This window comes from Umezawaea sp., from assembly GCF_036375055.1.
In the GTDB taxonomy this organism is placed as follows: domain Bacteria; phylum Actinomycetota; class Actinomycetes; order Mycobacteriales; family Pseudonocardiaceae; genus Umezawaea.
In genome coordinates this window covers 59,657-70,964 of record NZ_DASUSQ010000023.1, presented here as the reverse complement: position 1 = coordinate 70,964, position 11,308 = coordinate 59,657, and the positions used below count along the sequence as shown (strand labels likewise).

Below are 11,308 nucleotides of genomic sequence, written 5' to 3'. Positions count from 1 at the left end.
CGGGGGCGCGGCGCTCGTCCGAACGAGTGTCTCTCCGCCGGTCTGCGGATCGTGGCGGCGGATCGTGGGCGATGATCGGATCATCGACACAGGGAAGAGCCGGAACAGGATCGACGGGAACGTCACGGCGGCGGTTCAGGCCGGATCCGTGCAGGACGTCCAGGTCGGCGACCGCATCGACCAGCACCACGACCGCCGCGGGGTGATCGCGCTGGCGGTCGTGGCCGTGCTGCTGGCCGCCGGGCTGGTGGCGGTCGCGGTCTGGCCGGAGCCTCCGCGGCCGGCGCCCGCGTCACCCGTGGCGGCCGTGGTGGAGTACGACCCGGTGGACTGCGCCTCGGGCCGGGTGGTGCCGGACCAGGGGCAGCGGGAGATCGCGAGCGAGGGCTACGTGCCGCCCGCCGAGGCCGTGATCGCGTCGGGCTCGCGCGTCACCGTCACCGTGCAGGGCACCGCGGGCCGGGCGGTCGTGCTGCAGTCCGCGCGCGTCGAGGTGGTCCGGTCGCTGCCCGCGCCGGTCGGGCTGTTCCTGCGGGCGGGCTGCGCGAGCAAGGTCCCGCCCCGGTACTTCCGGGTCGACCTCGACCGCTCGGAGCCGAGGCTCGTGGCCGAACCCGACACCCCCGACTTCCCCTACCGCGTCGACCAGGCCGACCCCGAGCAGCTGATCGTGACGACGAAGGTGACCACGGCGCTGGTGGAGTGGCGGCTGCGCCTGGCCTGGACGTCCGGCGAGGAGTCGGGCGAACTCGTGCTGGACGACCACGGCCTGCCGTTCCGCACCACCGCGGTGACCGGGTCGCGCGAGCTGTGCCTGGACGGGGAGGCGATGTGGCGTTCCGACTGCTCCTAGTGCTGGTGCTGCTGCTGGCGGCGTGCTCCTCCGAGCCGCCGACGTCCCCGTGGACGCGGGTCGAGCCCGCACGGGGCGCCGTGGACGGCTGGGACCGCGGGTTCCTCGCGCTCGACCAGGGTGTGTCGGTGTCGGCGGACGGGCGCGACTGGGACCCCACCTACCTCGACGGGCTCGACGAGCCGATCGCCACGGCCGCGCACGGCTCCTCCGCGTACGTCCTGGGCGCGACGACGATCGGGTTGTCCCTGTGGCGCAGCGACGACGGACAGCGGTGGGACGAGGTGCCCCTGTCCGAGTGGGACGACGCGACCGTCGCGCTGGCCGCCGGGCCGCGCGGCGTCCTGGTCGTGCGCAGCGACACCGAGCACGCGGGCCTGTCGTACTGGCACTCCCGCGACGGCCGGTCGTTCGACGCCCCGAAACCCCTGCCGGGCGCGGAGGCCGTGCTGCCGAACAGCTCGCCGCTGGCGGTCGCGACACCGGACGGTTTCCTGGTGGAGCCCGGCCACGCGTACGGCAGCGCCTCCGTGCCGGTGGACGACGAGATCGACCCCGTTCGCGTCTACGCCTCGCCCGACGGTGTCGGGTGGGAGGACATCGCGGGGGGTCTGCCCCTGCTGTCGGTCGACGGGCTGGCGGGCAACGGCGGCGCGGTCGTGCTGGTCGCCTCGTCCCTGGACGGCGAGGGGCAGCAGGTGTGGTTCCGCCGGGACGGGGTGTGGCGGCAGGCGGGCATCGACCCCGGCAGGCTCCCCGATCCGGCCGTGGGACCGGCCGTGGGCCGCTCGCTGGACCGGGTCCGCGACTGGGGCGACGGGTTCGTGCTGCTCGGCCACGCCGTCACGCAGGCCGGTTACCTGTGGACGTCCGCGGACGGGTCGGGCTGGAACCGCTACGGCGAAGGGGAGTTCGACAGCACCCGCGTGTACCGCGACTTCGCCGTGGGCCCCACGACCATGGTCACCGCGGATTCCGACACGTGGATCGGCGACGTGCGACCGGTCTTCGCCACCAACCCTCCCCCGCCACCCGACCCGACGCGGTAGGCGGGCACCGCCGACCCGGCCGCGCGGAGCCGTACGACCGCGTCCCGGACAGCACCACCGGAGATCACCCCGTCGGTGGTCCCCCGATCCGGCACCGGGGTCGAAACGGCAGGTGGACCGCCGAGGAACGGGTCCGCACCAGCGCGCGCCCCTGGTCGGTCCCCGCTTCCCCGCGTAGCGTCCGGACCATGCCGCTCGCCGTGCACGTCGAGACCCGCGCCCCGGTGGGAGCGCGGCGGCGGTGCGCGGATCGCCCCCAGCCGGGGGGCACCGCACGAGCGGCGCCTCCCGGCGTCGGATCAGGGCAGGTCGACCGGTTCCCAGATCGACACCGCGTCCCTGGGGGTCCTCGGGTCGCCGGGCGCTCCGACCTGGAGGCCGTCCGGCAGTTCGAACGACCCCAGGCTCCGGCCACGCGCCATCAGCCGCACGCCGTCCCTCGTCACGCCGGTCGTCCGGCGCACCTCGGCGTGCGGCCACCAGACGGGCTGGATCCCGGTGTCGGGCTGGGCCCCGTCGCAGATCATCGCGATCCCGCCCGGCGCCGTGGCCACGCCGATCGTCGGAACGAGGTCCATGCCGCACGAGGTGACCACGTGGACGTCCGGCGGGGGCATCTGCGGCTCCTGAGCCGCGAGCACCCGCAGCACCCCGGCGACCTCTCCCCTGTCCTCGCTGGCCCGGACGTGCTCCAGGCAGACCTCGACGCCGAGGACGACCGACCTGCCGCCCCGGTTGCCCTTGCCCCCGGTCTTGAACAGGTGCCACCGCAGGTACCTGTCGTCCGTGAGCTGGGTGGTGAACATCGGGTTGAGCGCGGCGTCCCACTTGCTCCGGTCGTTGCCGCGCGCGACCGACCAGTCGATGCGCGACATCAGCGCCTTCTGGTTGGTCGAGGAACGCCCCAGCGTGGGCACCGTGGCCGGGTCGTCGTTGGTGTTGGGCTCGTCCTCGGGTAGCTCACCGCCGTTGATCACGATGGAGGTGTTGAAGTAGGCGACATTCCCGTTCGTCGTCCTCGCGGCGGGCACGTGCCAGAACGCCGATCCCGCGATGATGATCCAGTCGTTCCAGGCGTCGGTCGAGAACTGGGGCACGAGCACGTCGCCGATCAGGTTCGAGATCATGCCGACGGCGTCGGGGTAGCTGTTGTTCAGCGTGTCCGGCGGGGAGTCGGCCGCCACCGGGCCGCCGAAGCGGAAGTAGAACTCGGGGACCACCAGCACCTTCAGCACGGTCGGGTCGGACACCGCGGCCGAGTGGTTGGCCTGGATCCAGTTGGCCACCTTGCACAGGGTGGCGCCGCGCGTCTTCATGTCGGCGTCGTACTCCTCCGCGGGCGGCCTTCCGGGAGGCAGCACCCGCACGGGTGCCGACGTGACCGTTCCGTAGGCCACGAGTTGGACCTTCTCGTAGTTCTTCACGAGTTCTCCTCGGGGATGCCCGACTCCCGCACGCGGTGCGGGAGTCGGTGCTGGGTGTCGGTGCTGCGGGGCGCCGGGGTCGCGCCGGAGGCAGGGGCGCGGCCGGACGAGGTCCGGTTACCGCGACCGCGCCGGGTCGTGGAGGGCGGCGCGGTGCGGGGGTGCGAGTTACCGGGCTGGGTGCGCGGGGGGACGGGCCGCGCACCCAGCCGTGGGGCGTCCGGTGCCGGGAGGTGGGGGCGGCACGGAACGCCGGTGACGGGCCCGCGCGCTACGAGGCGCGGACGCGGGCCGTCAGGACACGGTCCACAGGTTGTTCGACCCGAGCACGGCGTTCTGCGCGAACGTGCTCCGGTAGGTGATCTCCTGCGTGTTGGTGATCTCCTCGACGTCCAGGACCTCGCCCGCGGTGAACGTGCCCGCGGCCACCCAGTACGACGGGTGCGGCGTGAACACGTAGTTCAGGTTCGGGCCCGCGGTGACGACGAAGGTGCCCGCGTTCGACATGCCGATGCCGACCGACGCGGTGTCGGCGGGCACGTCGGGCAGCGTGCGGATGTAGAGGGAACCCAGCTGCGGCGTTCCCATCGCCGGGCCGTCGATGAAGGTGAACGCGCCCTTCGGCGAGCCGAACTGGACCTGGTTGGCCTCCGGGTTCTCCGGGTCGGCGTCCATGGTCTGCTGCGCCTTGAACGCGACCCCCGGCTGGAGCGTGCCGGTCTGCGACCAGACGAAGTTGTAGTCCTCGCTCCAGGTGAAGGTGACCGTGGTCTTCGGGTGCGCGGGCGCGGTCATCCACGCCAGCGACAGCGCGTTGGGCACGCCGAGGTCCACCGCTTTCTGGTAGACGACGATGTCCTGGAACTGGGTCGAGTTGTTCGTGACCGTCAGCGAATACTGAGTGGACATGCGGAATACTCCTCACAATTAAGTGCGGACATGTTTCCAACCTGCACCGAGAACACAAATCCCATTCCAGCGGGGAGTGGGGGCCGGAACACCGCCGCAATTCCTTGCCGTTCTTCCTGCGACTGCCGTCTCAGTACACACGCCGAAATCAGACCGGTCAACGAATTGTCCGTCGCCTGATAGGGCGTCCTTTTCGAGCACGCCGGGTCAACGTTTTTCCTATTACGTCACCGAGGTTGTGGTGACGAAAAGCGAACAGTGCCGGAACTGCGACAACGAGATTCCCGCCGCGGGCGCGGGCCGACCGAGGCGGTACTGCTCGGCCGCGTGCAGACAGGCCGCCTACCGGACGCGGGTGTCGGCGGCGGCCGCGCGCAACCTCGGGGCGATGGCCGCGCTGGCCATCCGGCTGCGGGACAACGCCGACCGGTTGTGGCTGATCAGCCAGGGGTGGGTGCCCGCGGAGGGTGGCCGCGAGGACGCGGTGGAGGCCCTGCTGGCCGAGACGGCCGCCGTGGTGGAGGAGATGGCCGCCCTGGGTGACGAAGCCCGTGACGATTCCCCGCCGGACTCACTCGACTAGGGGGGCGAGGTGGTACCCGCACCGAGGGCCAGGGGCCCGTCCGACTCCAGCACCAGCCCCTCGTTCGACCAGGCGGCGCGGAACGCCTCCGGTTCGACCGCCGTCACGCGGACGCCGAACGGGGCCACCTCCGTCGCCAGGGAGAGCATGATGCCGACCAGCGCGAACTTGCTGCCGTGGTACGACGGGGTCGCGTCGGGGGTCACGACGACGACGGTCCCGCCGCGCCGCAGCCGCATGGCGGGCAGGACCGCCTTCACGACCGCGACCGTCCCGAACACGTCGATGTCCCGCTGCCTACGGAGGTCCTCCACCGTGGACTCGGCGTGGTCCGTGCCCGCCACGAGGACGTCGATGGGCGCGATCTCGGCCTCGACGGACCTGATCGCGGGCTCGATCCCGGTGGCCGACCCGATGTCCAGGACGCGCGCGAACGCCGACCCCGGCTCCAGGGCCTCGAACTCCGCGACCTGCTCGGGTCTGCGGACGATGCCGACGACGCGGTGGCCCGCACCCAGCGCACGCTCGGCGAACGCCCGCCCGAGCCCACCACCCACCCCGGCGACCAGGAAGGTCTTGCTACCCGTCACGGCCCACCTCCGACACCACTGCGCACAGGCCCCGAACCCTAGATCCCACCGGGGTCGGCGTCCGCACCGAGCGGGCGGTTCCGCTCGACGACCGCGGGAGCGGGTCGGGAGCGGTGGCCGGGGGCGCGGCGTGGTCGAGCAGACCGACGAGCGCGGCGCGGTGCTCCGTCAGTCCACCGCGCGGGCGTAGCGCCCGCCGAGGACGCGGAGGTGCTCGACCAGCTCGGGCGGCTCGGTGACGTGGAAGTCGAGGCCGAGCATCCCGGTGTAGACGGCGATCAGCTCCAGGCTGTCGGCCCCGGTCACGAGCACCGACGTCGACCCGTCGACCGCCTCCACCACGCCGACGGCCGGGTTGATCCGCGCCAGCACGTCCTCCGCGGGCGCGAACACGGTGATCCTCGCGTGCACCCTCCACCCCGCGGTGGCCACGTCGCGCAGGACGAAGTCCGCGTAGTCCCCGCCGGGCAGCGCGACCGCGGTGAAGCGGCGACCGGTCGCCATCCGCAACGAGATCCAGTCGACGCGGTACGTGTGCCACGTCCCCGTCTCCGGTCCCCGTGCGACGAGGTACCAGTGCCGCTCCCAGCTCACCAGCCGGTACGGCTCCACCAGCACCGGCCACTCCCCGAACGGCGCCGAGGCGTCGTTGCGGCGCGGCCCGTCGTCGGTGCGGTCCGGGGCCGCGTAGTCGAACCGCAGCAGTTCGGAGTCGCGGACGGCCGCCGCGATCGTCGCCAGCGCGGTGGGGTCCACCACCGGGTCCGCGACGTTGCCGCCGGTGTTCTCCGGGCCCTCGGTCATCGCCTGGTGCACCGCGGTCACCTGGCGCCGCAACCGGTGCGGCAGGACCTGCTGGAGCTTCGCCAACGCCCGCGCCGCGCTGTCCTCGATGCCCGCGACCCCGCGTCCGGCCCGCAGTCCGATCGCGACCGCCACCGCTTCGTCGTCGTCGAGCAGCAGCGGCGGCAGCTTCGCCCCGACGCCCAGCCGGTAGTGCCCGGCGGGTCCGCGCACGGCGTCGACCGGGTACCCGAGCTCGCGCAGGCGGTCGACGTCGTTGCGGATCGTCCGCCCCGTGACGTTCAACCGCTCCGCGAGCTCCGAACCCGACCACGCGGGCCGCGACTGCATCAGCGCCAGCAGCGCGAGCAGCCGGGAGGAGGTGTCCAACACCCATCCACCTTATAGGAACCGAACGTTCCTATACAGCTCCTACCGTGGGTCCCATGACGAACACCGAGATCCGCCCCTTCCGCGTCAATGTCCCCCAGGCCGACCTGGACGACCTCGACGAGCGCCTCGCCCGCACCAGGCTGCCGCGGCCCGCCCCCACCGACGACTGGGAGTACGGCACGCCGAACAGCTACCTCGGCGAGACCGTCGAGCAGTGGCGAACCACGTTCGACTGGCGCGCGCAGGAAGCCCGGATGAACGAGTTCCCGCAGTACCTGACCGAGATCGACGGGCAGACCGTGCACTTCGTCCACGTGCCGTCGAAGGAGGAGGGGGCGACCCCGCTGCTGCTCCTGCACACCTACCCCGGCTCGTTCGCCGAGTTCCTCGACCTGATCGGCCCGCTCACCGATCCCGTCGCCCACGGCGGCGACGCCGCGGACGCGTTCTCGGTCGTCGTGCCGTCGATCCCCGGATTCGGCTTCAGCACGCCGCTCGTCGGCCGCGGCTGGACGATGCGGAGGGTGGCGGAGACGGTCGACGCGCTGATGCGGCGCCTCGGGTACGACTCGTACGGTTCGCACGGCAGCGACGCGGGCGCGTTGATCTCCCGCGAGTTGGGGCTGATGCGGCCGGAGGGTTTCCTCGGCCTGCACGTGCTCCAGCTGTTCTCGTTCCCGACCGGAGACCCGGCGGAGTTCGAGGAGCTGGAACCGAAGGACTACGCGGCGCTGGAGCACATGCGCTGGTTCCAGTCCGTCGGCGGCTACAACCAGATGAACGCGACGCGCCCGCAGACCGTCTCGGTCGGCATCGCCGACTCACCGGTGGGGCAGCTGGCCTACAGCGAGCTGTTCGCCAACTTCGGCGACGGGACGAGCCTCGTGACGACCGAGCAGGTCCTGACCCAGGTCTCCCTCTACTGGTTCACCAACACCCAGGCCACGGCGGGGCGCTACCACTTCGAGGAGGCGAAGGCCGCGCGCGAGCCGGAGGTGAACCCGTCGCGGACCGGGGTCGCCGTCTTCGCCGACGACTTCACGTCGATCCGCGCGTTCGCCGAACGGGACAACACCGCCGTCGTGCACTGGTCGGAGTTCCCCGACGGCGGGCACTTCGCGGCGCTGGAACGCCCGGACGTGCTCGTCGGCGACCTGCGGACCTTCTTCCGCTCCTGACCGGCGGTGCTCGACCTCACCGCAGGTAGGACGCTCCGTTGAGGTCGAGCACCGTGCCGCTGGCCCACTGGGCCTCCGGCGAGGCCAGCCAGGCGACGGCGGCCCCGATCTCGGCGGAGGCTGCGACCCGGCCGAACGGGTGCTGCGCCAGGATCGACTCCCGCTCGGGCCCCTTGAGCAGGTCCTCGGTGAGGTCGGTGACGGTGAAGCCGGGCGCCACCGCCGCGACGCCGATCCCGTGCGGCGCCAGCGCGACCGCCATGGACTGGGCGAACGCGTGCATCCCCGCCTTGCTCGCCCCGTACGCGGGCACGGCGGGCTCACCCCGGTACGCGCCGCGCGAGCCGACCATGATGATCGACGCGTTCTCCGGTCCCTCCGGTCGGGTGAGCAGGTGGTCCACCACGCACCAGGTGGCGTTGGCCGTGCCGATCAGGTTCACGTCCAGGGTCCGCCGCCACAGCGCCTGCCAGTCGGCGTAGGAGGTGCTCGCGATGGGGTGCTCCACGTGCAGGGCGGCGTTGTTGACCAGCACGTCGACGCCGCCGAGCGCGGAGACGGCCTGCCGCACCATCTCGGCCACCTGGTCCGGGTCGGCCAGGTCCGCGACGACCACCGCGTGCCCGTCGCCCGGCAGGCTCGCCGCCACGGCCTCGGCGGCCTCCACGTCCTCGCGGGCGTGCACGGCGACCACGGCGCCGCCCGCCGCCAGTGCCGCGGCGCTCGCCGCGCCGATGCCGCTGGCGCGCGACGCGCCGGTGACCAGTACCCGCCGTCGACTCATGAACCGTTCCCCTCCAGGACCTCTCGGATGCGGCTCGCCGCCTCGGCGACGTCGGTGAAGCGGGTGGACAGCGGCGCGGGCGTCAGGCGCAACCGGTTCGGCACCGAGTGGTCGACGAAGACACCACGGCGCGCCAGCAGCGGCACGAGTTCCGCCGCGCGCGGGTGCTCGTAGGTGACGTGCGCGCCCCGCCCGGCCGGATCGGCCGGACCCGCCAGCCGCAGCTCGGTGGGCTCCAGCAGTTCCTGGAGGTACCCGGTCAGCGCGACGCTCTTCGCGCGCAGCGCGGGCAGCCCGGCCTCGGCGATCACGTCGAGGCCCGCGCCCGTCGCCACCAGCGACAGGATCGGTGGACTGCCGGTGAGGAACCGCCGGATGGTCGGGTCGGGGTCGTAGTCGATGCGCATCGCCAACTGCTCGCGGTGGCCGTACCACCCGTGGATCGGTTGCCGCAGAACGGCTTGCAGGTCGCGTCGGACGTAGAGGAAGGCGGGCGCGCCGGGTCCGGCGAACAGGTGCTTGTAGGTGGAGCCGACCGCCAGGTCCGCGCCGTTCGCCGCGAGGTCGACCGGCACCGCCCCCGCGGCGTGGCTGAGGTCCCACAGCACCAGCGCGCCCGCCGCGTGCGCGATGCGGTGCACCTCGGCGATGTCCAGCAGCGCACCGCAGCGGCTCGACACCAGCGACAGCGACACCAGCGCGACCGTGTCGTCCACGGCCTCCCGCAGCAGGTCCAGGTCGAGGCCGCGGTCCGGGTGCGAGTGCAGGCGGCGCAGGGTGCCACCGCGTTCGGCCGCGACCCCGGCCAGCACGTACTGGTCGGTGGGGAAGTTGTCGTCGTCGGTGACGATCGTGCGGCGCTCCGGGTTCGCGTCCAGCGTCGCGGCGGCCAGCTTGTAGAGGTTCACGCTGGTGCAGTCGCCGACGACGACCTCGCCGGGGTGCGCGCCGAGCGCCACCTCCGCCACCCGGTCCCCCATCCGCTCGCACAGGTCGAACCACTGGGTGCGCGCCTCCGCGAGGCCGTTGCCCCACTCCTGCTGGACCACGTGGTCCACGAGCGCGGCCGTGGCGGCCGGCAACCTGCCCAGCGAGCCGCCGTTGAGGTACACGGCGTCCTCGGGCACCGGGTGGAACCGCTCGCGCAGGTGCGCGAGGGGGTCGGTGGCGTCACGGAGCCCGGCGACGTTCCCGATCACGGTCACAGCAACCTCCTGGCGGTCCACAACTCCGGGAAGAACCGGTGTTCGTTGATGCGGCGCAGCCAGGACACACCGGCGGTGCCGCCCGTGCCCGGCTTCGTGCCGATGATCCGTTCGACGACGAGCAGGTGCACCGACCGCCAGCGGCAGACGGCCTCCGCGACGTCCATCAGCCCCTCGGCCAGCAGGAACAGCTCATCGGCCGGGCCGCCGTCGCGGTACACGTCGGCCCAGGCCCGTTCGACGTCCGGGTGCGGGTCCACCGGACGGGAGAAGTCGCGGTCCAGCACCTCGGGCGGGACGGCCGCGCCGCGGCGGGCCAGCAGCGCCACGGCCGCGTCGTAGACGCCGGGCTCCCGCAGCGCCCTGTCCACCTGCTCGTTCACGTGCGGCACGTTGCGGTGCGGACGGGCCAGCGCCTCGACCTTGTTGCCCAGCACGTACTCGACCATCCGGTACATGTAGGACTGGAACCCCGAGGCCTGGCCGAGGTGGTCGCGGAAGGCGTTGAACTCGGTCGGCGCCAGCGTCCCCAGCACGTCCCAACTGCTCACCAGCAGCTCGACCACCCGGCGGGTGCGGCGGAGCGCCCACACCGACCCGCTGACGTCGTCGGCGTCCAGCAGCCCGCGCACCCGGACCAGTTCGGTGTGCACCAGTTTGAACAGCAGCTCCTTCACCTGGCCGAGGACGTAGAACGTCAGCTCGGACGGGTCCCCGGAACGCGGCTGCTGCAACGACAGCAGCACGTCGATGCTCTGGTAGTCGATGTAGGGCGTGCTGGCACCGGGGAAGTCCAGCACCGGACACCCGTTGGTGGCGGCGGCCAACTGCTGCCGCTGGGCGTTGCTGCCGATCCCCAGGTCCGGCGGTGGACGGGTCACTCGTACCTCCACCGAGTACAGGCTCGCGTGAACAATTCTATGAACAGGGGCTCGCGCACGGCTCCCTTGGCGTAGCGTTTTCCGTAGCGCCCCGCGTAATGGGTGAACCACCCCGGATCGGAGTCGAGGAAAAGGATGTCGTGAAACGCGATGTGCCGCAGCGCGAGCAGCGGAACGGGCGATCTCGACACCGGGAATTCCGGGTTTCGCGCGGCAGGCTCGTCACATTCCGCGTGGAACTGACCGAGCATCAGCCCGCGCCGCACCAACTGCGGTTTGAGTTTCGCGTGCGCCTCGTCGAGCAGTCGCGCACGCTCGCCCACCAGGTCGGGGAGCACCACCACGAGCGCGTGCAACGTCGCGTTCGCCGAGGCCCACTCGATCTCGCCGAAGCGCAGGACCATGCGCTCGATCAACACGACGACCTCGCGCGGACCCGCGTTCTCCTCGACCGGCCATTCTTCGATCTCAAGGCAGTCCGCCCTCAACGACGGTTCGACGAACGGACACACAGCACCGGTTCTGCCGATAGATTCGTGCGGTTCGCAAAGATATTCACGGACCCAGATCCGAGCAGCTTCAAGAGCCCATGAAGAAACCCCCTGAACCATTTCTCCTCCCCAGGAAAACAGCCACCCCCGAGTTCCACTGTAGCGCGGAATGCAATCGTCGACAG

The 11,308-nt window shown here is 71.9% G+C and carries 12 protein-coding genes; 4 read left to right on the top strand and 8 right to left on the bottom strand.

Annotation, left to right across the window (positions count from 1 at the left end):
- Positions 1 to 148: 148 nt before the first annotated feature.
- Together VFZ92_RS07865 and VFZ92_RS07860 are read left to right on the top strand one after the other, a co-directional pair.
- Positions 149 to 853 (top strand): hypothetical protein, encoded by a 705-nt coding sequence (locus VFZ92_RS07865; protein ID WP_330875135.1) that lies wholly within the window; start codon positions 149 to 151, stop codon positions 851 to 853.
- Positions 832 to 1,902, top strand: a complete 1,071-nt coding sequence (locus VFZ92_RS07860; protein WP_330875134.1) for a hypothetical protein — start codon at positions 832 to 834, stop codon at positions 1,900 to 1,902. The genes VFZ92_RS07865 and VFZ92_RS07860 overlap by 22 nt, the downstream gene beginning before the upstream one ends.
- Positions 1,903 to 2,201: 299 nt before the next feature.
- Here the strand turns inward: VFZ92_RS07860 and VFZ92_RS07855 are convergent, their stop codons facing one another.
- Both VFZ92_RS07855 and VFZ92_RS07850 read right to left on the bottom strand, forming a co-directional pair.
- Positions 2,202 to 3,326 (bottom strand): hypothetical protein, encoded by a 1,125-nt coding sequence (locus VFZ92_RS07855; RefSeq protein ID WP_330875133.1) that lies wholly within the window; start codon positions 3,324 to 3,326, stop codon positions 2,202 to 2,204.
- A 294-nt stretch (positions 3,327 to 3,620) separates the two neighbouring features.
- Positions 3,621 to 4,235, bottom strand: coding sequence for a hypothetical protein (locus VFZ92_RS07850; RefSeq protein WP_330875132.1), 615 nt, complete (start codon positions 4,233 to 4,235; stop codon positions 3,621 to 3,623).
- A gap of 241 nt (positions 4,236 to 4,476) precedes the next feature.
- On the opposite strand from VFZ92_RS07850, the gene VFZ92_RS07845 reads away from it, so the two are divergent.
- A complete protein-coding gene (locus tag VFZ92_RS07845; RefSeq protein WP_330875131.1) occupies positions 4,477 to 4,818 on the top strand; it encodes a hypothetical protein in 342 nt (113 codons plus the stop codon).
- Here VFZ92_RS07845 and VFZ92_RS07840 read toward each other — a convergent pair.
- Both VFZ92_RS07840 and VFZ92_RS07835 read right to left on the bottom strand, forming a co-directional pair.
- Positions 4,815 to 5,408 carry an SDR family NAD(P)-dependent oxidoreductase gene (locus VFZ92_RS07840; protein WP_330875130.1) on the bottom strand — a complete coding sequence of 198 codons (594 nt, stop codon included), beginning with the start codon at positions 5,406 to 5,408 and terminating at the stop codon, positions 4,815 to 4,817. The two genes, VFZ92_RS07845 and VFZ92_RS07840, sit on opposite strands and share 4 nt — an antisense overlap.
- Positions 5,409 to 5,576: 168 nt before the next feature.
- Positions 5,577 to 6,584 carry a helix-turn-helix transcriptional regulator gene (locus VFZ92_RS07835; protein ID WP_330875129.1) on the bottom strand — a complete coding sequence of 336 codons (1,008 nt, stop codon included), beginning with the start codon at positions 6,582 to 6,584 and terminating at the stop codon, positions 5,577 to 5,579.
- 53 nt (positions 6,585 to 6,637) lie between these two features.
- On the opposite strand from VFZ92_RS07835, the gene VFZ92_RS07830 reads away from it, so the two are divergent.
- Positions 6,638 to 7,762 carry an epoxide hydrolase family protein gene (locus VFZ92_RS07830; RefSeq protein ID WP_330875128.1) on the top strand — a complete coding sequence of 375 codons (1,125 nt, stop codon included), beginning with the start codon at positions 6,638 to 6,640 and terminating at the stop codon, positions 7,760 to 7,762.
- Between the two features lie 16 nt (positions 7,763 to 7,778).
- On the opposite strand, the gene VFZ92_RS07825 is transcribed toward VFZ92_RS07830, so the two are convergent.
- Genes VFZ92_RS07825 through VFZ92_RS07810 form a run of 4 tightly spaced genes read right to left on the bottom strand, consistent with a single transcriptional unit; the run spans position 7,779 to position 11,243 of the window.
- On the bottom strand, positions 7,779 to 8,546 hold the full coding sequence (locus tag VFZ92_RS07825) for an SDR family NAD(P)-dependent oxidoreductase (protein ID WP_330875127.1): 768 nt from the start codon (positions 8,544 to 8,546) through the stop codon (positions 7,779 to 7,781).
- Positions 8,543 to 9,751, bottom strand: a complete 1,209-nt coding sequence (locus VFZ92_RS07820; RefSeq protein WP_330875126.1) for a kynureninase — start codon at positions 9,749 to 9,751, stop codon at positions 8,543 to 8,545. The genes VFZ92_RS07825 and VFZ92_RS07820 overlap by 4 nt, the downstream gene beginning before the upstream one ends.
- Complete coding sequence (locus tag VFZ92_RS07815) at positions 9,748 to 10,632, bottom strand: tryptophan 2,3-dioxygenase (protein ID WP_330875125.1); 885 nt, start codon at positions 10,630 to 10,632, stop codon at positions 9,748 to 9,750. The genes VFZ92_RS07820 and VFZ92_RS07815 overlap by 4 nt, the downstream gene beginning before the upstream one ends.
- On the bottom strand, positions 10,629 to 11,243 hold the full coding sequence (locus VFZ92_RS07810; protein WP_330875124.1) for a DUF6875 domain-containing protein: 615 nt from the start codon (positions 11,241 to 11,243) through the stop codon (positions 10,629 to 10,631). The genes VFZ92_RS07815 and VFZ92_RS07810 overlap by 4 nt, the downstream gene beginning before the upstream one ends.
- Positions 11,244 to 11,308 lie beyond the last annotated feature (65 nt).